Here is a 20091-nt window from a genome sequence, read left to right as displayed (position 1 = left end):
GTGAAAACGCATGATTACGATCACAGATGTGCATAAACAATTCAACACCTTACATGTACTCAAAGGCATTTCCCTCTCGGTGGAAAAAGGAAAGGTAGTCGTTATCATCGGTCCTTCTGGCTCCGGGAAAACAACCTTGCTTCGCTGCCTGAATGCACTTGAGGTTCCGAACAGCGGCAGTGTCCAGATCGGCGACGTCAAGCTGGACTTTTCCAAAAAAGTAGAGAGAACGAGTATTCCGAAGCTGCGAAAGCAGACCGGGATGGTGTTTCAAAACTACAATTTATTCCCGCATATGACAGCCGTTGAAAATGTGATGGAGGGGCCTGTCACTGTCAAAAAAGAAGACAAAGAAAAAGCACGTGCGAAAGCCGCTGCTCTCCTGACAAAAGTAGGGCTCGGTGACAAGCTAGACCATTATCCTGCACAGTTGTCTGGTGGACAACAGCAGCGTGTAGGCATTGCTCGGGCACTGGCGATGGACCCGCAAGTCATGCTATTTGACGAGCCTACCTCCGCTCTCGACCCGGAGCTCGTTGGGGAAGTGTTGAAGGTGATGAAGGAGCTTGCCCAGGAAGGGATGACGATGATCGTTGTCACTCACGAGATGGGGTTCGCTCGGGAAGTTGCCGACGAGGTTATTTTCATGGACCAAGGCGTCATCGTGGAGCGAGATACACCTTCCAATTTGTTCGCAAAGCCGCGTGAGGAGCGCACACGTCAGTTTTTGCAGCATTTGAAGTAAGGACCAGAAAAAAGACTCTGTCTCTTGTATGAGAGCACAGAGTCTTTTCTTTGGAATATTACCTTAGTCATCAATGAAGCAAATCACGAGAAAAATAATAATGAGAATCCAAATGAACCCGCCACCAAAAAAACCGAAACCACCGCGATCGCAACCCATAATTTACCTCTCCTCTCATTGAAATCAGATGGAAGCACCGATCTGCTGGCAAGGATCGGTACTCCATTCAGCTTATGACAACCGCATCTCTCCTGTATGGATGCCTGTCTATCCCAGTGATTAAAAAGAAAAAAAACGGGTGCTTGCCCCCTCGGCATTTATACAAACCTAAAATTAACAAATGCTTCATGTTCTCTCTACTCTTCCTTAACATCAGACATCTATCATGAATGTGTCAGACCCTACGATGGACATTACGTCCTCCATTTCCGCCCGAATAGCCCCCTTCTACATCGGGCGGGCTTTTTTTCTTTGCCGCAAGCATATAAAATATGGATAAATAGACCATTTTTAGCGGAGAGAGGGATCATTTGTGGAAGGGTATAAACAGGCGTTAGCGCAATATATTGACGCTACCAATACACATGACTTTGCCAATGTAGAAAAAGTACTTCATCCGAATGCCATTTACTGGTTTTCCAACAAGACTTGTACATCCTTGAGTGAGATCCGCGCTTACTTTGAAAATGCATGGCATCTGATCAAGGATGAAGTCTATGCGGCTACGGATGTCCAGTGGATTGCTGTCGATCAAAGGTCCGCTAGCTGTGTATATACGTATCAATATCAAGGCTATTACAACGGCGAATTCGTCACGGGAAGTGGTAGAGCCACGAATATTTTTACGAAAACAGAGACAGATGAATGGAAGCTCATTCACGAGCATCTGAGCGGCAAAGTTGAGTAAGCCCCAAAAATAAAAGCCTCGCTAGGTAGCAAGGCTTTCTTGGTAAGTCGAGACCCCTCATGCAAGGGGTCTCGTTTGTTTTTTATCGATTAAAAAGGGATTCTCTCTGAATGAATCACATACTGATGCTGTGCAGCCCACTCTTGGAGACCCTCCCAGAATGCTTCGCAAGCGCTAACGATTTTTGCTGAATCAGTCAGATCCCCCGCCATCACCAATCTAGCTACCTGATCGAATCCAGCCGGACGATGTGGCAATTCCAGCGCTTCCGGCAAAACCTTGGCCCCTGTCGAGTAAAGCTGTCGGTTATGCAGCCCGATCAACATCGCACCGTATTGGGCAAACTCCATAGCCAAGTAGGGCAGATAGGTATGTGGGCCGTTTAGATTTGCGTTTCGCAACTTGCCAATAAACTCGTACATTTCCCCTACGAGAATACCGTTGATTCCCTCTGTGAACTCTTCCTGCGCTGGTGATTCTGCTGCTTTTTTGAGCGTTTCAAAAAAGCCCTTCGGATCATATAGACTCAGCGGAGAAAAGAATGGGCCATGTGTCAGCGGCCAATCATCCTCGACCGTAGCCGCAGTGTTCAGCAAAACATCTGCACTGCACACATTCACTTCAGCCTTCCAAGGTCCCGCTGACCATTCGTAGCTAAATTCTATTTCTTCCCCTGATTCTTCTAGTACACAAAACATCTCGATATCCGAGTAAGGGCCGTCTGTCCCTCGAGAAACGGAACCATACAACCCAATGGCGAGAACTTTTTCTTTGTATACTTCCTGTAATCTCGCAGCAATTTCTTGGCAGGTTTGAAATCGTTCACTTCGAGATATTTTTATAGGTCCATTCATGTTCATTTACGTACATCTCCCTTGATATATTTTGGGGTAGCTGACACAAATACATGAATGGAGGACCTCGGGATTAACGGGGGACTTTTTTTGGATGCATGTGAACTTCCTCCCATCGACCAGATCGTAAGGTTCATAATGATATGCATTTTACCAAGGAAAGGAAAGTCTTACGAGCGATTTTTATTCGTAGTGGGAGCATGGGCGTTGTCGATGGCCGATTGAATATATGTTTGTAGCGTATCGATGAAAGTACGAGCGGCGAACCCCATATATTTGTCCCTGCGATAAACTAGACAGATGTCTTGGCTGGGTGTCGGATGCAAGAGGCTGATGATCGCAATCTCGTCGTCGTTTACGTTTTGCAGCAATAAGCTAGGCAGGATACAGCCCCCGATCCCCTTTTTTACAAGAGTCAATAGAGACAGGAGTGTGGTCGTCTCGATATGAGGCTGCAAACGAAAGCCTTCCTGTAAGCAATAGCGGTTGATGAGCTGTCTCGCTTGATGATCCGGTGGAAACATCACCATTTTTACATCTTGAAGCTGCTCAAGCTTGATTGCCTTTTCCTTGGCAAGTGGATGTGCGGTATGAACCGCCAGTGCAAACTCTTCGTGAAAAAGCGGAATGACAGTGATTCTCTCATCCGGCTCAGGTAACACAGTCACGCCCAAATCAATCTCGCCGGATGTGATTTGCTCCACTATTCTTGTAGACTCAATGACGGATAAGGATGTTTTGGGATACAAGCGGTGGAATTCTACAAGAAGAGCATCAAACAACAAGTCGGCATCTCCAGGCAGGACACCGATCGTGAGCGTGCCCCCTTCGCTGTTTTTCATGGCTGCAATTGCTTCACGTGCGTAGTCGATATGGGAAAAAACATGCCGACTCTGTTCCAGCAATACCTTTCCTGCTTCCGTCAGCGTGATTCGCTTGCCTAAGCGATCAAACAGCGGGACACCCAGCTCACTCTCTAAAAACTTGATTTGCTGGCTGAGATTGGACTGCGAGGTACACAGCTTTTCTGAGGCCCGGGAAAAATGCATTTCCTCACATATTGCCATAAAATACTCCAATTGCCTGAGCTCCATTGCTTCACCTCATGCGCCTTATCATTTTTACTAATCATTCTAATCGGAAAAGCATGATTGTTGCGATTTCCCCTACGACGTACACTTTAGTTGACGGTAAGAGCACTGTCAATCATAGGAAAATGATAGGGAGGTTTTGTCTCATGTCTCAAAGCCTGATCACTACAGCCACATCCGTTCGTCAAATTGGCCTGCAACAGATTCCCATGATTCCTGAGGAGCTATTGGATGTTCAATCCCCCGCTTTTTCAAATACACTTCGCTGGAATATCGGGCATATCGTCTTTTGTTTTCAGCATTTCCTTTCCATCGGCTTGCCTTATCAATCTGACCTGCCCCCTTCTTTCGCTACTCTTTTTCAGACGGGAACGAAGCCTTCTGACTGGACGACTGCACCACCCTCGAAAGATGAGCTGATTCACTACTTGTCCGTACAGCTTGAACGGTTGTCCTCCGTCACCCCTGACGAGCTAGAGGCAGCTTTGCCAGCCCCTATTACAATGGGTCCCTTCCAGTTTACGACGGTAGGAGAAGTCTTTAACTTTGCCGTCATGCACGAGTCCATCCATCTGGGGATCATTTCAAGCATGGTAAAAGTCGTAGGACTGGAAGCATCCAGATAATCACGAAAAAACGAGACCTTCCCATGGTCTCGTTTTCCCATTACCTCGCGATAAAGTACTCGACGCTTTTTACGTTCGCTAGACTTATTTTCCCCGTTGTCCCTTGTAATTCTCTATCCTCGTCTGCATCCCAACTGGAGTCTCGCTTTCTATCCCACGCAAAGATACGTTCCCAGCTTTCCTCTTTTGAAATCATCCCTTTTCCTTGATCGTAATCTTCATACTCTTGTTCACTGTTAGCTAGGAAGTCATTATTTAATACCATGTGCCATTCATCATAGTCAGATAGTAAAACCGATTGTTCATCCAATTCAACTTTGATACGGACGAACTTTACACCACTTTCAAAATAGCCTGTACCCCTCAAATCAGGTTTGTTCACCCACAACCATATTGGATATTCTCCCTCATATTTTGACAGTCGCTTCTTCATCTGGTGAATCATCCATTCATATTCTTTAGGGAAGATCGCGTAGTCTCGTTCCCCTTGTAAATATCCCCGATCTTGAGACATATGCCATACTTCTTGGTTTTGTAGCGTCCAAAAAACTCTCATACCATACACCCTACTCCCATATTTCAAGTCGAGCTCATTAAGCAACGATCAAGCAATAGTGTAACCGAAGTCGTGCAGTCTACACAAAAAAACGAGACCTTCGAATGGTCTCGTTTTTTCGTTTATTCGAACCGAGTGAACTTTTCTTCGGCAGATGTGCGTGTGCGTGCTGCTGGTACATTTTCCTGATCGAAAAAACCGAGGTGCAGGAAACCAACGACTTTCTCTCCTGGTGCAACACCCAAGATGGCGTGTGCCTTCGGGTCCCAATTGTGTGCGTTTGTTTTCCAGACTACGCCTAATCCACGCTCCCATGCGAGCAATTGGAAGTTTTGAATGAGAGCAGCCGTCGCACTGAAATCTTCTTCCCATTGTTTTTGGCGCGGATCTTCTTTCATGATAACAACCAAATAAGCTGCCGGTTGGTTGTACATGTCTCTGCGCGCCTGATGGGCTTCTGAAGGATAGCAGGTGATCAACTTCTCTACGAACGCTTCTTTTTTCTCTGAAGATACAAACATAAATCTCCATGGCTCACGAATACCATGGTTCGGCGCGTACACTGCGTCATTCAACAGCTCTAGAACAAGTTCTTCCGACACAGTATCTGTTTTATAGTCTTTTTTAATAGAGCGGCGCTCTCGAATGATTTTGGCAATGGACACAACGGTCACCCTCTTCTCTTAGACTCCAACACTTTGATAATGGTTATCAGTCTTATTCAGAACATATGTTATCGTGTACACTCGGCAAAATCAAGTAAGAAGTAAACGAAACTGCACACTTCGCTTACAGGGATATGGTAAACTTTTGGACGAGGAGGGATGTAGCTTGGTCGAACAGCGCCCAGCTCTCATAAAGCCCGGATTTTTCAGTATCGATGCGCCAGCAGACAGGCGACGCAACGAATTTGACTTTCATAATGAAGCGCTGCTCTTCCATCAGCAGCCAGTCGATTTTGTTTTTTTCGGCGATTCCATTACGCATTGGTGGGATCTCGCTACCTTTTTTGGCCGGTCCGGTCAGACGATCGTCAATCGCGGGATCGGTGGTGACACAACAGAACAGGCCCGCAGACGTTTTGTCGCGGATGTCCTTCAATTGAAGCCACGTTACGTCATGATCATGATCGGGATTAACAATACGTGGGCGTTGGACACATTCTTGCCTTCCGACCGACTGACACCCCAAGAGATTTGCCAGCAAGTGACCACTGATGTAGAAGCAATGGTGCATGCGGCTCTCGAACAAGGCATCCAGCCCATTCTTTGTTCCCTCCTGCCTACATGTATGGACCGATATGCACGCAACTGTGAGCGAAACGAGCTCGTCATCACTATCAATGAACGGTTTCAAGCTATTGCTGAAAAAGCAGGCTGTCTCTATGTCGATTATCACTCACGCATGACGGATGCAGATGGCATCAAACTGCGCAAGGAATTGGCTGACGACGGACTTCATCCGCATGTCCTCGGCTACCAGCTCATGGCGACCGTTCTGCGCGATACACTTTATGCACATGACATCGCACTTGGCACACCATCCTGAATCAAAAAAGGATGCGGCTTCTTATGCCCATCCTTTTTTTACTGCTATTCCGGTCGACGGTCCGTCAGCCAATGACCACCTGCGATTTTGCCCACTGATGCCATCAAAACAGACATATGAGACTTGCCATCGATGCCTAAATATTCGTTCATGTCATGATCCATCCAGTGACCAATCGTCGTTACCCCAAGCCCCAGCCCGTTTGCTACCAAATGCAGGTTCTGCGACACGTGCCCGGAATCCCACCAAATATAGCGGTACGCACGTTCTTTGTATTTGTCTTTCGTGCGATCCACCATCGCTGTCCAAACGAAATTGACAGCAGCCCGTCTCGTCACCTCTTGTTCTTCTGTGAACAGATAGGCGATCTCGGAAGTGTCTTCTCTCTTCAGTCCCTCCAAGCACCAATTCTGTACATCCAGGTGATACAGACCTTTCTCCAGTCCCTCTACGTTGTTAATCATCAGGTACGTCTCAATCGGATACAGGGCACCGGCAGACGGCGTCGTGCGTAACTGATAGTCTCCCATATCATCTGTGATGCCCTGTGTACCCCACAGCAGGAGATTCAATTCGTTAAGCGTCATGGGTTGCTTCAAGAAATTACGCTTGGATCTTCGATTGGCGAGGACCTCCCACAAATCGACGGACGCTGGAAACTGCGGCTTGCCCAAATCAATGCGGGCAAACACCTCTTCATAGCGCAAATACGTCGCTGGTCTTTTCGAAAAATCGTAACGAGAGGCCCAGCCTTTTTCCAGCTCGCCCACCCGGTAAGAGGTCGCCTCGATAAATTCATTTGCAATTCGCTGCCATTCGGGATGCATCTATGTTCCTCCTCGTATTTTCTTGGTGGTGATGCCTTTTACTATACGAAGCTCTTTTCCATTAGTAAAACAATGATTTATAATATTTTTCATTAGATAAAACTAATGAAAAGGAACGAAGATACATGACGCTTACCCAACTGCAAGTGTTTGTCGCCGCAGCAAAAGCTGGAAGCTTCACGCGGGCAGCAGAAGAAATCGGCTTTACGCAATCCGCCGTCTCGCAAATGATACAGTCCCTAGAAAAAGAGCTAGGCGTCAGTCTTTTTCAGCGAAGTCGCAGCGGGATCACTCCAACGAGCATCGGAGAGCGAATGCTTGCGCACGCTCGCGACATTTTGAACATCACATCCTGCATGACGGAGGAAGCAAACGTGGCCCGCGGGATTTCGTCCGGTACCCTACGTATTGCCTCGATCCCCAGCGTAGCCTCCCGCTTCTTGCCCGGACTTTTGGGCAGCTTTCGCAAGCGTTTTCCGGCCGTGGACATCCTGCTTTTGGAAGGCGATAGCGATGAAATTAGCAACTGGCTGCACAGCTCGGTTGTCGACATCGCCTTTACCGTCATGCCTGATAAGGACATGCAAACGTTGCCGCTCTTGCAAGACGAAATGATGGTCATTTTGCCAGATACCCATCCGTTGAAGGACAGTCAAACCCTTCGTTTTTCCGAAATCGCGGAGCGTTGTTTTATCATGCCAAAGGATGGCTGCATCCGAAAAATGCTGCAAGAGAATCACATCAACCCAACGGTTACGTTTGAAGTGCGTGAGGTGTATACGATTTTGACCATGGTGCAGGAGTATATCGGCGTCACCATTATGCCTGAGCTGTACATGCCACCTGTCATCCCCAAAGTCGTAGCGATCCCTCTATCGCCGCCGATTACAAGGGAAGTGGTGCTCGCGGTGCGCAACTGGCAGTCGATCTCCCCACTCACGGCAGAGTTCGCCGTTCACAGCCAGCAATATGTCAAAGGCATGGACTTCACGCCAACGAGCAAGTAGCCCCACGAACAAAGCCCTCGCCTATTGGGATTGGCGGGGCTTTTGGTGTGCGAGAAGCTCTGTTAGCCATTTTTCAAATTTGTTGGCACTCATGATTTCATGGGTAATAAATTCACCCTGATAAAACAAGCCAAAGGTCGTCCATATGACAGGCGCGTTCTGTGCTGCTTCCCTCGTTGTCAGCTTGTACGAATGAAAGGGAACACTTTTCGCTTCCGCTACTTTTCTCAATTCTTCCAAAACACCAACAGCAAATGGACACTGTGCTGTGTAATAAATGCTGACGCCATTCTCCTTTGAAGAAGTCGGTCCTATTTTATAAAAGGACGGCATAGCAGCTTGTTCATTCCATTTCCATACCACTAATTGAAAATACGGTTCTGCTTGATCTGCCAGTTCAAACCCCATATGTTCAAAAAAACGTCTTTCACTCAAATACGGGTACTTGTTCTTCCCTACGATATGAACGATTCCGTCCATGCCACGTTTGATGGCATCCTCCTTGCAATGATGCAACAATTGTTTCGCATACCCGTTCTCTTTATATCTGCCAGACACCCACAAGCAGTTGATATACATATAATTGGGCGCTTCAATTGGAACCCATGCCATTTCCGCAGGCAAGTATTCAATAAACACTTTTGCCCGCTCATCCAAGCGATAAAACACCAACCCTTCATCCATTCGCTCTGTCAACCACTTCTTCTTCTCGGCTACTGCATGCTCGTATTGTTTTGCACCTAATGCACAGCATATGTGCTCCGTTTCTATATTTTTTTTCGTTATTTCTATATATCCCATTTTCTTCCATCTTCACCTTTCCTCTGCTTTTATCTACTATCGCGGACGATTTGACCCAGTCTTTCGATACCAGATTCAAAATCGGTGATTCTATATAAAAGTGGTTGGTTTTTTGATAGCCGAGTGGTTGCAGATATTTTACCACTTCTTACTTACTATGGAAAAGAAAGAAGAATCAGTGAATAGCTGGTGGCGTTGTGACGCTTGTCGGTGTCCTGCTCGCAACGATGAAGCCTCGGTTATCCAGAAGGACGGTCAAGCACCAAGCCTTTTAAAAACGCCAGTATTTCCATGCTTGTTGCTAGTGGCGCATCGATCGGCATCAAGTGCTTGGAATTTGGAATGACTACCGCTTTGCTTTGCGGATGCCTCGTGACCTTTTGTATGAGAGAGAGCTTCATATCGAGCTTTGGCTCAGTCTCCGCCGGGAGAAACAGAACCGGGCATCTCATTTGTGCGTAGGCATCTTCATAGTGCAAATCACAGACTGTCTCCATGATTTGAAGGTTAATCGCAGTCGGTATCTGATACGTGATCAGACCATCAGACAGCGGGTAGATCGTTACATGCTGAAACCATTTTTCGTAATACGGGTCCCACGGATACCAATGCTCCCTCGCATATGGAGCGAACTCATCTCGATGCTGGAACGCTGGCACTGGACGCTTGCGATACTGCTCCAAAACTTCAGCTTTTGATCCTTCCCGTTCGCCATTTGGGCCCACAAAATCAATCATGCCTGAATCCAGATTGATCAGTGATCGCACGCGGTCAGGGTACCTCGCTGCAAAAAAGGTGGCGAAATCTCCGCCGAGAGAATTGCCAATCAGATGCGCTCTTTCTACCCCAGCATGGTCGAGAACTGCCCGTATATCCTCACATTGCGTTCTGATATCGTAGCCAGTAGCCGCATGCTCTGATTGGCCATGCCCACGCAGATCCATACAAATGATGTGGAAATCCTCTGAAAAATAAGGTAACATGTCGTTCCAGATGGACGAGGTCCCGCCTTGAGGGTGCAAGAACAAAATGGTTTCACCATTTCGTGCACCTTCTAACACATATAACCTTGTCCCCTGCTGATAAACTGTCAGTGACTTCACTTGACTCATCCTTTCATTCGTTTTAGCTAAAGCGAGGAATACGTATGAACCGAACAGGTCGTTTACTAGAACTGCTTGCGCTTTTCCACACAGGAAAAACCTTTACCGTGGGTGATTTAGCCAATACGTTGTCCGTGTCCAAACGAACCATGCTTCGTGACTTGCACTTGCTCAGCGAGGCTGGTGCGCCTTTGCAAGCTTCCCCCGGTCCTGGGGGTGGTTACAGACTGATTCGATCCCATCAGCTAGCGCCCCTTGCCCTCACGACTGAGGAAGCCGTTGCTCTGATTTTGTCGTATGAAGCTCTTCTCGCCTACACGGACAAGCCATTTGCAAAAGAAACCTTGTCTGTGATCGCCAAGCTGCTCGCGAGTCTTCCAACAGACGCTTTGACTAGAGTAGAGCAGCTACGCAAAAAGCTGCGGGTGACGAACCCGAGCAGAAGTGTGGAGGCGCCCTTTTTGCGACCGCTCTTGGATGCTGCTCTTTCACAACAAGCTGTGGAAATTGCGTACGACTCCCTGAACCGACGAAGCACCCGCATCATTCAACCCGATTATTTGTACGCCTTCGATGGCTACTGGTACTGCAAATGCTTCTGCTTTCTCAGGCAATGCACGATCAAGCTGCGCGTTGACCGCATCCAAACCATGACGATTGTGGATGCCCCTTCTGTCGTCCTTGATCCGCATGTCTCACAGAATGATGAACGAGAGCAGCTTCCCCTGGAAATTCGCTTGACGAGAAAAGGCTGCAAACTAGCCGAAAGCCACCATCAATTCGGCAATCAGATTACGCTTCTGGCAGATGGCTCCGGCTTCATTACCGATACCGTCACGCCCTCCGAAATAGATTGGGTTGCCGGGTTTGTACTCAGTCTGGGAAGGGAAGCAACAGTAGAGGAGCCTGCTGAGCTAATCGACTGGCTGCATAAAGAGCTTCATGATCTGTGTCATTTTTATCCCGTTTGAACGCCACTCTGTTCGGTCCTGAACTGAGCATAGCAACAAATGGTGTCAATGAATGTCAGTAATAAGAAAAACCAGGAAGACCTTCTTCCTGGTTAGTGCTGAATGCCAAGCTCTGCCGCCAACACGAGAAACATCGCATGCGACCAAAGGAGCGGCACAGCAGGATAGCCTGCCCTCTCCACCCACATCTCATAATGAGCCGGAGAAAGCAAATGCTCCTGCACTTGTTCAGGCAGTCCGCTCGTTTGCCGCTGGGAAACAATCCACGCTGCTATCTTTTCGGCTTCTTCACGCCTGCCCGTTTTCACGTAATACCAGCCCAACCAAGCGGATAACAGCAACCACTGACCTCCGCCGTAATACGTATCAACCGGGTAGCGATGCACGCCGTATCCTACGCGCAACTCCTCTTCTATGGCCTGCACAGTTCGGATCATAAGCGGATCATCCACATCGACGATCCCATACGGCAGTGCCAACCAGAGCAGACTTGCATCTACAGAATGGTCCCCGACAGATTTTATCAATCGCCCGTTGGCTGTACCATGCTCGCGTATGAATTGGCGAATGGTCTCTCCTTCTTGAGCAAGTTCGGAAGCTCGGTCGGACAAATAAGGCTCCATCGCCTTGATCCCGGCATAAATGGCTCCTAGCGTCACTGGGTGGATTCGGTCTCCTCCCTCTTCCCAGCAATCAAAGTTAGGGAGCTGCCAGCACGCCACTACATAGTCAATCGTCAGTTCAATAGATGGCTTCAGCTCGTGAACCAAGTCATGATCCCCGCTCATCCGCACATGCTCTGCCAGCCCCCACAGCCATGTCCCGTAGCCATCGAGCTGAAAGCTGCCCCATTCGCCTGCTACTTCTTCTCCGTCCGCTGTATAGCGCGTATGCAAAAAGCGGTCGTTCCCCGCATCATTTTTGTCTAATCCTGTTTTTACTGCCGAAATGGCTGCTCTTGCCTTTGCCTCATGCTTTCGGATCACATCATCGCACCATTGGTAAAACTTGCGGGCGCTGTCATGGTTGCCGGTACGGTTCATCGCGTAGGCCGTAAATGTTCCATCGCGGAGCCACGCATACTGATAGTGGATAAATGCGGGTGAAGCGAGATACGCCCCCGTACTCGCTTGATGCTGAAGGATCAACTTTACACTTTCCTCGATCAGGGTCATGGTTATCCCCCCTTATTCGGACAAGCCGACTTCGCAACAAATACAGTCGCTGCTCGTCTTCCGGCTATGCTTTTATAGCATATGCAACCGACGTCCAAACGAAAACCCAATCTGCATAGCAAAAGAAAACCCACTGGACGCGCATGTCCGGTGGGTTCTTGTGACACTTAATTTTGTGAAGGTACATCGGTATGTTCCGATTTCAGGAACTGCTGCAACTCCTCATAAAAAGTCGGATTGCAAGCCATCACGCTGCTTTTTTGGTCGTACGGCAGTGGTGTCCCCGTCATGTTCGTCACCCGGCCGCCCGCTTCCTCTACAATAATGCGAGCTGCCCCGAAATCCCACGCATTGAGCTGCATACTGACGTAGCCATCCAGTCTACCCGCAGCCACATACGCCATCTCCAGAGCGGCGCTTCCTAGCAGGCGCATTCCGCGAACCTTCCCAGCAAGCTTTTTCACGATCAAGTCGATACCGATCTGCTCAGCACGCTTGTTCCAAAATACGCTCGTGCATAACAAAGCTTGTTCCAGGCTTACTGCTCGATTCACCTGCAAGGGACGATCATTGAGAAAAGCCCCTTCCCCTTTTACGGCATAAAACAACTCGTCTCTGGAAGGATCGTAAACCGCTCCGACCATTCCCTCTCCCTTATGGTAAACGGCAATGGAAACGGAAAAATTGATTTGCTGATGAACAAAATTGGTCGTGCCATCAATCGGGTCGATGACCCAAAGTGTATCATACTGCTTGTAGTCCTCCGCATGTGCACTCTCTTCTCCAAGAATGCCGTGATCAGGGAAGCGTGCAAGAATCATCTGAATGACGTGATTCTCCACTTCTTTATCTACGGCTGTAACAAGATCGGAGGCTGATGTTTTATACTCGACGGTAAAAGGCTCCTTCATTCGCTTCAGACTCAGCTCACCCGCTGAACGGGCGCATTGCAAAGCAAGCTCCTTGAGAGCCGCCAGTGTTGATGCTTGCACACGTATCGCCACCTAAAACTTGACTTATTTTTTCGCAAAGCACGCCCCTTTCATCTAGAAAGAGCAGCTTCGACGTATTATTCGAAAATGATGAGACAGCTCGTGCTAAAAATCGGCCATGCTATATTTTTAGTGTACCATACTTTACCTGCTGTTACACCACACGTTAGCCATGAGGAAAACGCCTGAAATGTCGTTGCTTCACCCGGCGCCCGGATTATTGAAAAAGGGTACCTCCTCGTCATTTTCTGACCGTGGAGACACCCTTTTTTACATAACCACTTTAGCAGCAGCGCGTTACGCCGCCTTTTTCAAATCGTTCGGTCAATGCGTACATGTAGTACTCACGCTCTGTCATCGGAAAGATACCCGGTGCCCCATGGGTCTCATACCAATGGGCGAGATAGCGATCATAGTCGGGCATTCCGAAAATCGTTTTAATAGCAGAGCTCACTTTGCGCATTGCCTTTCGCATGGCCCTTAGCTTGCGCCTCATGCTACGTGATGTCCTTTCCCGTCAAATACATTTCCTTTGGACTTGATGTACGGCGACTCCTGCAACGGATAGTGCTTGCCGCGGAGAATATTGATCCATACCCGCGCTCCGTCGAGAATGATCCCAATCGTAATGACCATGAAGATCGCACATACCACCGCATCGATCTGGTCGTTGAAGATCATTTTTTGTGCAGCTTCCACCGTCTTTACTCCTTTTGGTAGCGTACCGGCATCCAATGCCTTTTGGAATGCTTCTGCATGCGAGAGGAACCCGATTTTTGGATCAGGATGGAACAGCTTTTGCCAGCCCGCTGTCAGCGTAGCCGTCGTCAGCCAAGCCATCGGTACGAGTGTGATCCACGAGTAGGCGGCTTTGCCCATTTTGAAAATAATCGTCGTTCCCACCGTAAACGCAATCGCGGCGAGCATCTGGTTGGCGATACCAAAGAGCGGCCATAGGGTGTAAATACCTCCCAACGGGTCCATGACACCTTGGAGCAGGAAGTATCCCCATCCGATGGTAATGATCCCAGAACCAATCAGATTACCTGGCAGCCAGTTGACTTCCTTCATTTTCGGAATGACGTTGCCAAGCATGTCTTGTACCATAAATCGTCCGACACGCGTTCCCGCATCGATCGTTGTCAAAATAAAGACAGCCTCAAACAAGATCGCAAAGTGATACCAGAATGCCATTAATGCCTTGCCACCCAACACACCCGAGAAAATCGTCGCCATCCCGATTGCCAGTGACGGCGCTCCGCCCGTCCGGGAAAGGATCGTCTTTTCCTGAATGTCATTGGCGAGCGTTGTTAAGTGGTCAGGGGTTACGGTGTAGCCCCAGCCCGTTATCGTCGTCGCAACCTGGACTGCATCCACGCCAATTGCTGCGGCAGGTGAGTTGATCGCAAAATAGACACCGGGAGTCAGGACGCACGCTGCAATCATCGCCATAACCGCGACGCCAGACTCCATCAGCATCCCGCCATAACCAATCAGTGGCGCATGCGATTCCTTCGCGATCATCTTCGGCGTCGTTCCAGATGCTACGAGTGAATGGAATCCCGATACAGCTCCGCATGCGATGGTAATAAACAAGAAGGGGAACAGATTTCCTGCGAAAACAGGGCCAGTTCCATCAATGAACTTTGTCAGTGCTGGCATTTGCAATGGTGGCAGTGTCAGCACGATTCCCACCGCCAATACCGCAATCGTCCCTACTTTCAAGAATGAGCTGAGGTAATCGCGCGGAGCTAACAGCAGCCACACAGGCAAAACCGAAGCAATAAAGCCGTACACAATAATCATCCAGGCAAGCTGTACCTTGGAAAACGTGAAAGCTGGTCCCCATGTTGGCGATGCAGCAACGATTTGACCGAGCCAGAGGGAAAAGAACAGCAGGGCAAGCCCGATAATCGAGCCTTCCAATACCTGCCCGGGTCGTATATACCGCATGTACAATCCCATCAATATCGCGATAGGTAGGGTCATAAATATCGTGAAGGTAGCCCACGGTGATTCAGCAAGAGCGTTAACTACAACCATGGCCAAAACAGCAATCAGGATAATCATAATGGCAATAATCCCAATCAAAGCGAGTGCTCCACCTACAGGACCGATCTCTTCCTTGGCAATTTGACCGAGGCTCTTTCCGTTGCGACGCATCGATCCGAACAGAATAATGAAGTCCTGCACCGCTCCACCGATCACGACCCCGACGATAATCCAGATCGTTCCTGGCAAATATCCCATTTGCGCAGCCAGCGTAGGACCTACAAGCGGGCCTGCACCTGCAATCGCTGCGAAATGGTGCCCAAACAACACCCATTTGTTCGTCGGCACGAAGTCTTTGCCGTCGTTGTTCACTTCTGCCGGAGTAGCGCGATTGTCATCGAGCGCCATTAGTTTTTTGGCTATGAATTTGCTGTAAAAACGATAAGATACAGCATAAGTGCAAAATGCGGCAGTCAGTAGCCAGAACGAGTTGACTGATTCCCCTTGCCAGAGCGCTATCATCCCGAACCCGACAGCACCCAATGCGGCTATCCCGCCCCAAATCAAGAGGGAAAGAAACCATTTCTTCATCCAAGTCGCCTCCTTCTATTTATGAAATATTCAGGCAATAAACCTTAGAAAAACGTATCATATCGGACAACTTGCCAACATAAAAAATGGCTGAACCGTACAAAAACAAGCACAGGCTGCACCATCCTCGTTTGAGTGTAAACGCATTCAATTTGGGGACGTAGAAAGTCTCCGCCCAGAGTCTGATCCAATCTCCACCACAATATGTTAAAGTTATACATAAATTGGTATCGAAATCAAAAAGGAGAATACGCACATGCGACGAATCGGGGGTTACATTATTATCGGAATCGGAGCGATTTTTGTTCTGGCTACCTACCTGAACGTACCGCTCGCAATGGACTTGCTCTGGCCAGTCTTCCTTCTCATCCCAGGAATCGGGTTTCATATTTTCTTTTTTATGAACCCAAAACCGAATCGCGCTGGATTGCTCGTGCCAGGCGGGATCTTGCTCGTTTATGCCCCACTCTTCTTTTTCAGCCAGCTATTTTTTCATGGGGATATGAGCACGACGTGGCCCTTCTTTCTGATTGGTCCTGCCGTGGGGCTTACCGAGCTGTACATATTCGGCAATCGCAAACCCGCTCTCTTGATCCCCATTGGCATCCTCACCGTTCTTGCCATCGTATTTCTGATCGCGAATCTGGCGTCTACCCAAGTAGGCGGCATCCTCGGCTTGATCCTGATCGTATTGGGCGGGATCATGGTGACACGTAAGAAAAACGATGACTATCCCATGTAAGCATTCGAAAAAACAGACCAACCCTACTCTCCCAAACGAGAGCAGGATTGGTCTGTTTGCATTAAAACCCCAGACGTTTCTTCAATTCCTTCACGACATTACGACTGACAGGCACTTCTGTTTTGCGATGATCCTGCATGACTAGATGAATCGAGCCTTTGAACCAAGGGACGAGCTCTGCCGTTTTGGATAAATTGACAATAAAAGCGCGATGCGTCCGAAAAAACTGCTGGCGTGACAGCCTGCTCTCCAGCTCCTGCAACGTAAACGTAGTCGCATATTGCTCACCTGCTGTATAAATGCTCGCATGCCTTCCTTCCAAGGTAGCATAGACGATTTCGTTTGGATCAATCAGTATGATCTTTCCGTTTTTTTCCACCGGGACACGACGCGGCTGAGTATCGACCAGCACATTTTGCAGAAGGGACTGTAGCCTTTCCTCTAGCAGCGGTGACGCGTCCAATGCAGGCTCACTTTTCCTCCTCATTTTTCGTACCCGATTCATCGTCTTTTCCAGTCGCATTTCACTGAACGGCTTGACGATATAATCGACGGCTTCCGCCTCAAATGCTCGGACCGCATGAAATTCATACGCACTTGCAAAGATGATGACAGGTGGATTGACCATGGATTCCAGAAGCTCCTGCCCCACGTCGACCCCATCCCTGTCCTGCAAATGGATGTCCAAAAAGACCGCATCTGGCTCTGTCTGAAGCACCGCTTCCAACGCCTCTTCCCCACTGCCCGCCTCTCCTACTACGGACACTTCCGAAAACTGCTCCAGCAAATACCGCAGTTCTTCTCTGGCAGGCGTCTCATCATCGACGATGAACACTTTGAGCACTGACGTTCACCCCTATCGGTAATTGTATGGTGCATGTTGTGCCGCTCCCGCTTTTGCTCTCGATCACGATTCCATACGGTTCTCCGTAGATCGACTGGAGACGGCTTTTTACATTGGCAAGACCGATCCCAGATAATTGCCGCCCTGTACTCTTCTCATCTAGGGCTGGCTCGAATGGGTCCACTTCCATTCCGACCCCATTATCTGCCACTGTCAGTTCGACGATTTGCTTTTCTTTGCGGCGTGCACGAATCACTACAGTTCCCCCTTCGCGCTTGGGCAACAGCCCGTGCTTGACTGCATTCTCTACCAACGGCTGCAAAATCAGTCCCGGCACGGTAAAACGCTCTACGCCATCCTCGATGTCGTACTCTACATGGAGCTTGTCCCCGAACCTCGCACGTTCGATGGCCAAATACGCTTCGATATGCTCCAGCTCACGCGCAAGACTGACATATCCGCCAGAGTCATGCAAATTACGCCGGAAGTACTCCCCCAAATGAATCAACAGTTCACGGGCCTGTTCGGGCCGGAAGCGAATAAACGAAACGATCGTATTGAGCGCATTGAACAAGAAATGCGGATTGATCTGCGCATGCAAGGCTTTGATTTCTGCATCTGCCAACAGACGGGACTGCTTCTCAAGCTCAGCCAGTTCGAGCTGACTCGATATCAGGTTCCCCAATCCGCGTACGAGTTCCAAGTCCACTGCTGACAGTTTGCGTGAGCGATCCTGATACAGCTTGAGCACGCCGGCCACTTCACGTCTTCGCATCAGGGGGACAAGGATCGCATAGCGCAAGGAGCAATTCGTCTCCCTGCATCCAATCTCTTCTTTCGTCTGAGCAATCTTCACTTCTTTGGTCGATAAAACTTCACGGGTCGCCTTGGTCGTTATGCCTTCTCCCACTACGTGATGGGACGAGCCTGCGCCAACATGCGCAAGTACAGAGCGCGTATCGGTAATCGCTACTGCTGCTACACGCGTCGTCCGCAATATTTCCTCTGCTACTTTTTGAGCAGAGTCGTACGTCAGCCCTTGACGCAAGTAAGACAGTGTTTTGTCCGCTACTTGCAGCGTTCGCTGGGCTTGGAGCGCGCCAATCCGATCCTCTTCCTTTTTGGCCAAATCAATAATAATGATCAAAATAGCAATTCCGACCGAATTGACGACAGACATCGGTACACTAATGGCCTGCACCAATGCCAATGCGTCAGCGTAAGGACGAGCGATGAGCAAAACAATTCCCATTTGCAGCCACTCCGCCAAGAAACCAACGACAAGTGCTGTCGTCCACCCGATTTTTTTGCTGCGGTTACGGCGGAACTGATAGATTAATCCCGCAAACAAGCCCTCACCTATCGTCGAGATAGCACAAGCCAAGTCCGTAAAGCCCCCCAATGAATAGCGATGAATCCCCGCAATCAGTCCTGTCATCAACCCTACCCATGGACCAGCCAGCAAGCCTGCCACGACAGTCCCGATCACACGTGAATTCGCAATCGCATCCTGATACCAGATGCCATTATATGTACCCAGTATGGAAATAGCGGAAAAAATGACGACCATCAGTGCCTTTTCTCGCCACGTCGCTTGCTGGTTCAATATGCTGCGGAATGCGCGTACACGCGTAAAAAGCAAGGCCGCCACTATCAAAACAGCCGTCCGCTCCGTCAACGGAACCATTAATGCCATGTTCATTGGTTTATCTCTCTCCTGCCCGAAGAATCCTGTTGGTTTCTATAACTAATCAAAATATTCACTTTTCACCTCGTTTTTCCCTCTTGATTCTCTTCCTTTCCTAGTAAAAAAGGTTGCCGAAGTGATTTCGACAACCCATAGATACCCGTATCGTTTTAGTATTCGAACTCCAGTATTTTACACTTTTCTTTCGGTTCAAATCCTAGTTTTGTCCCCAAACGTACTGACTCCTCATTGGTTTCCAGTGTGGTCCAGTGCGGTGTCAGTCCATGTTCCATGCAATGCTCCAGGTACGCCACGCAAGCAAGCGTAGCAAAGCCTTTGTTCATGTCTGCTTCCTCGTACGTTTCCACGCTAATTTCATGGTCATGCTCATGGATGCAGCAAGACAGGCAGGCACTCACAATCGTATTTCCTTTACATACGCAGAATCCTACACCCCACTGCAAAAAATCATCCACCGAATGATAGAATTCCTCTACAACTTCTATCAAGATGTTGTCAGGGTCGTTTTCGATGACACCTGCGTCGATTTTTTTCAAAGTGTACCCTTCAGGCAGAGGGCGATAGCTGTCCTTTCGCGCTTGGAATTGCTCAGGATTGAACTGGTAGTAATACTCCCAATCCGTTTCGATCTCTCGATGCGAGATAGCTTTGGTCACTGCCACTTCCCACGATTCATCTGGGACAACTGCCAGAAAATGAGTGCCCCCGCATGATTCGGTCGTATATCTGCGCAATTCCCCCTCGATAAAGGCACCCAGATCCGCTGCGAACGCTTCATTGGCAGCATCCCCTACGAAAATACTGATCACGCCGGTTTGATCGACCAATGCTGTCCGGGGCTGCTCCACATCATCTACGTAAATCGCTCCTCGATTTGTCCCATTAATAATCGCATGGATGGTCAAATCGTTCACGTTATCAGGTGACAGTAGCGTCCTGATTTTTGCATAATCATTTGGTTCCAATCGATGAATCATCGCAATTTCGGCCCTTTCTCTCTCTTTTGGACAT

General features: G+C 48.7%; 21 protein-coding genes. 7 read left to right on the top strand and 14 right to left on the bottom strand.

The features are described 5' to 3' along the window. Positions 1-10 precede the first annotated feature (10 nt). Together ACFVS2_RS17030 and ACFVS2_RS17025 are read left to right on the top strand one after the other, a co-directional pair. Positions 11-745, top strand: coding sequence for an amino acid ABC transporter ATP-binding protein (locus tag ACFVS2_RS17030; protein WP_173618617.1), 735 nt, complete (start codon positions 11-13; stop codon positions 743-745). A 532-nt stretch (positions 746-1277) separates the two neighbouring features. Further along, positions 1278-1652, top strand: coding sequence for a YybH family protein (locus ACFVS2_RS17025; RefSeq protein WP_173618618.1), 375 nt, complete (start codon positions 1278-1280; stop codon positions 1650-1652). An 89-nt stretch (positions 1653-1741) separates the two neighbouring features. Here ACFVS2_RS17025 and ACFVS2_RS17020 read toward each other — a convergent pair whose 3' ends face one another. After that, entirely contained in the window at positions 1742-2512 is a 771-nt protein-coding gene (locus ACFVS2_RS17020) for an ANT(4')-I family aminoglycoside nucleotidyltransferase (RefSeq protein ID WP_390235855.1), read from the bottom strand. Between the two features lie 164 nt (positions 2513-2676). Then, the gene (locus ACFVS2_RS17015) at positions 2677-3600 is read right to left on the bottom strand and encodes a LysR family transcriptional regulator (protein WP_390235853.1); all 924 of its coding nucleotides are present in this window, start codon (positions 3598-3600) and stop codon (positions 2677-2679) included. A 143-nt stretch (positions 3601-3743) separates the two neighbouring features. Here ACFVS2_RS17015 and ACFVS2_RS17010 point away from each other — a divergent pair, with 143 nt between their 5' ends. Next, entirely contained in the window at positions 3744-4223 is a 480-nt protein-coding gene (locus ACFVS2_RS17010) for a DinB family protein (RefSeq protein ID WP_390235850.1), read from the top strand. Between the two features lie 40 nt (positions 4224-4263). On the opposite strand, the gene ACFVS2_RS17005 is transcribed toward ACFVS2_RS17010, so the two are convergent. Both ACFVS2_RS17005 and ACFVS2_RS17000 read right to left on the bottom strand, forming a co-directional pair. Continuing rightward, positions 4264-4779: a DUF3841 domain-containing protein gene (locus tag ACFVS2_RS17005; RefSeq protein ID WP_173618622.1), complete on the bottom strand. Its 516-nt coding sequence runs from the start codon at positions 4777-4779 to the stop codon at positions 4264-4266. A 122-nt stretch (positions 4780-4901) separates the two neighbouring features. Next, a complete protein-coding gene (locus ACFVS2_RS17000; RefSeq protein WP_173618623.1) occupies positions 4902-5453 on the bottom strand; it encodes a nitroreductase family protein in 552 nt (183 codons plus the stop codon). 157 nt (positions 5454-5610) lie between these two features. Here ACFVS2_RS17000 and ACFVS2_RS16995 point away from each other — a divergent pair, with 157 nt between their 5' ends. Then, entirely contained in the window at positions 5611-6327 is a 717-nt protein-coding gene (locus tag ACFVS2_RS16995; protein WP_390235846.1) for a GDSL-type esterase/lipase family protein, read from the top strand. Positions 6328-6371: 44 nt separating this feature from the next. Here ACFVS2_RS16995 and ACFVS2_RS16990 read toward each other — a convergent pair whose 3' ends face one another. After that, positions 6372-7154: a SagB/ThcOx family dehydrogenase gene (locus ACFVS2_RS16990; RefSeq protein WP_390235843.1), complete on the bottom strand. Its 783-nt coding sequence runs from the start codon at positions 7152-7154 to the stop codon at positions 6372-6374. 125 nt (positions 7155-7279) lie between these two features. On the opposite strand from ACFVS2_RS16990, the gene ACFVS2_RS16985 reads away from it, so the two are divergent. After that, positions 7280-8161 carry a LysR family transcriptional regulator gene (locus ACFVS2_RS16985; protein ID WP_390235840.1) on the top strand — a complete coding sequence of 294 codons (882 nt, stop codon included), beginning with the start codon at positions 7280-7282 and terminating at the stop codon, positions 8159-8161. A 21-nt stretch (positions 8162-8182) separates the two neighbouring features. Here the strand turns inward: ACFVS2_RS16985 and ACFVS2_RS16980 are convergent, their stop codons facing one another. Further along, entirely contained in the window at positions 8183-8962 is a 780-nt protein-coding gene (locus ACFVS2_RS16980) for a GNAT family N-acetyltransferase (RefSeq protein WP_390235839.1), read from the bottom strand. A 239-nt stretch (positions 8963-9201) separates the two neighbouring features. Further along, positions 9202-10065 carry an alpha/beta fold hydrolase gene (locus ACFVS2_RS16975; protein WP_390235837.1) on the bottom strand — a complete coding sequence of 288 codons (864 nt, stop codon included), beginning with the start codon at positions 10063-10065 and terminating at the stop codon, positions 9202-9204. Positions 10066-10109: 44 nt separating this feature from the next. Between ACFVS2_RS16975 and ACFVS2_RS16970 the strand changes: the two genes are divergently transcribed. Continuing rightward, the gene (locus ACFVS2_RS16970; RefSeq protein ID WP_390235834.1) at positions 10110-11036 is read left to right on the top strand and encodes a helix-turn-helix transcriptional regulator; all 927 of its coding nucleotides are present in this window, start codon (positions 10110-10112) and stop codon (positions 11034-11036) included. A 92-nt stretch (positions 11037-11128) separates the two neighbouring features. Here ACFVS2_RS16970 and ACFVS2_RS16965 read toward each other — a convergent pair whose 3' ends face one another. The 4 genes from ACFVS2_RS16965 to ACFVS2_RS16950 all read right to left on the bottom strand — a co-directional run bounded on the left by ACFVS2_RS16965 (position 11129) and on the right by ACFVS2_RS16950 (position 15786). Beyond that, positions 11129-12211: a glycoside hydrolase family 15 protein gene (locus ACFVS2_RS16965; protein WP_390235831.1), complete on the bottom strand. Its 1083-nt coding sequence runs from the start codon at positions 12209-12211 to the stop codon at positions 11129-11131. A 167-nt stretch (positions 12212-12378) separates the two neighbouring features. After that, positions 12379-13203 (bottom strand): inositol monophosphatase family protein, encoded by an 825-nt coding sequence (locus ACFVS2_RS16960; RefSeq protein ID WP_390235828.1) that lies wholly within the window; start codon positions 13201-13203, stop codon positions 12379-12381. A gap of 283 nt (positions 13204-13486) precedes the next feature. After that, a complete protein-coding gene (locus ACFVS2_RS16955) occupies positions 13487-13699 on the bottom strand; it encodes a CstA-like transporter-associated (seleno)protein (protein WP_017250626.1) in 213 nt (70 codons plus the stop codon). Then, a complete protein-coding gene (locus ACFVS2_RS16950) occupies positions 13696-15786 on the bottom strand; it encodes a carbon starvation CstA family protein (RefSeq protein WP_390235825.1) in 2091 nt (696 codons plus the stop codon). Before ACFVS2_RS16950 ends, ACFVS2_RS16955 begins: the two co-directional genes overlap by 4 nt. A 256-nt stretch (positions 15787-16042) precedes the next feature. On the opposite strand from ACFVS2_RS16950, the gene ACFVS2_RS16945 reads away from it, so the two are divergent. Then, positions 16043-16528 (top strand): hypothetical protein, encoded by a 486-nt coding sequence (locus ACFVS2_RS16945; RefSeq protein WP_007722938.1) that lies wholly within the window; start codon positions 16043-16045, stop codon positions 16526-16528. 61 nt (positions 16529-16589) lie between these two features. Here the strand turns inward: ACFVS2_RS16945 and ACFVS2_RS16940 are convergent, their stop codons facing one another. The 3 genes from ACFVS2_RS16940 to ACFVS2_RS16930 all read right to left on the bottom strand — a co-directional run bounded on the left by ACFVS2_RS16940 (position 16590) and on the right by ACFVS2_RS16930 (position 20057). Beyond that, on the bottom strand, positions 16590-17372 hold the full coding sequence (locus ACFVS2_RS16940; RefSeq protein ID WP_390235822.1) for a LytR/AlgR family response regulator transcription factor: 783 nt from the start codon (positions 17370-17372) through the stop codon (positions 16590-16592). Continuing rightward, positions 17347-19074 (bottom strand): sensor histidine kinase, encoded by a 1728-nt coding sequence (locus ACFVS2_RS16935; protein ID WP_173618633.1) that lies wholly within the window; start codon positions 19072-19074, stop codon positions 17347-17349. Before ACFVS2_RS16935 ends, ACFVS2_RS16940 begins: the two co-directional genes overlap by 26 nt. Before the next feature lie 155 nt (positions 19075-19229). Beyond that, entirely contained in the window at positions 19230-20057 is an 828-nt protein-coding gene (locus tag ACFVS2_RS16930; protein WP_390235820.1) for a GNAT family N-acetyltransferase, read from the bottom strand. Between the last annotated feature and the right edge of the window lie 34 nt (positions 20058-20091).

It is taken from the genome of Brevibacillus sp. NPDC058079 (genome assembly GCF_042885155.1).
Lineage (GTDB): Bacteria > Bacillota > Bacilli > Brevibacillales > Brevibacillaceae > Brevibacillus.
Note: the sequence above shows the minus strand (reverse complement) of the source record. Positions and strands in the feature narration are given on the sequence as shown.

Bases quoted from the DNA above. Each gene is read 5' to 3' on its own strand.
- ACFVS2_RS17030 (WP_173618617.1), top strand. From the start codon at position 11: ATGATTACGATCACAGATGTGCATAAACAATTCAACACCTTACATGTA.
- ACFVS2_RS17020 (WP_390235855.1), bottom strand. From the start codon at position 2,512: ATGAACATGAATGGACCTATAAAAATATCTCGAAGTGAACGATTTCAA.
- ACFVS2_RS17015 (WP_390235853.1), bottom strand. From the start codon at position 3,600: ATGGAGCTCAGGCAATTGGAGTATTTTATGGCAATATGTGAGGAAATG.
- ACFVS2_RS17010 (WP_390235850.1), top strand. From the start codon at position 3,744: ATGTCTCAAAGCCTGATCACTACAGCCACATCCGTTCGTCAAATTGGC.
- ACFVS2_RS17005 (WP_173618622.1), bottom strand. From the start codon at position 4,779: ATGAGAGTTTTTTGGACGCTACAAAACCAAGAAGTATGGCATATGTCT.
- ACFVS2_RS16990 (WP_390235843.1), bottom strand. From the start codon at position 7,154: ATGCATCCCGAATGGCAGCGAATTGCAAATGAATTTATCGAGGCGACC.
- ACFVS2_RS16985 (WP_390235840.1), top strand. From the start codon at position 7,280: ATGACGCTTACCCAACTGCAAGTGTTTGTCGCCGCAGCAAAAGCTGGA.
- ACFVS2_RS16980 (WP_390235839.1), bottom strand. From the start codon at position 8,962: ATGGGATATATAGAAATAACGAAAAAAAATATAGAAACGGAGCACATA.
- ACFVS2_RS16970 (WP_390235834.1), top strand. From the start codon at position 10,110: ATGAACCGAACAGGTCGTTTACTAGAACTGCTTGCGCTTTTCCACACA.
- ACFVS2_RS16965 (WP_390235831.1), bottom strand. From the start codon at position 12,211: ATGACCCTGATCGAGGAAAGTGTAAAGTTGATCCTTCAGCATCAAGCG.
- ACFVS2_RS16955 (WP_017250626.1), bottom strand. From the start codon at position 13,699: ATGAGGCGCAAGCTAAGGGCCATGCGAAAGGCAATGCGCAAAGTGAGC.
- ACFVS2_RS16950 (WP_390235825.1), bottom strand. From the start codon at position 15,786: ATGAAGAAATGGTTTCTTTCCCTCTTGATTTGGGGCGGGATAGCCGCA.
- ACFVS2_RS16945 (WP_007722938.1), top strand. From the start codon at position 16,043: ATGCGACGAATCGGGGGTTACATTATTATCGGAATCGGAGCGATTTTT.
- ACFVS2_RS16935 (WP_173618633.1), bottom strand. From the start codon at position 19,074: ATGAACATGGCATTAATGGTTCCGTTGACGGAGCGGACGGCTGTTTTG.
- ACFVS2_RS16930 (WP_390235820.1), bottom strand. From the start codon at position 20,057: ATGATTCATCGATTGGAACCAAATGATTATGCAAAAATCAGGACGCTA.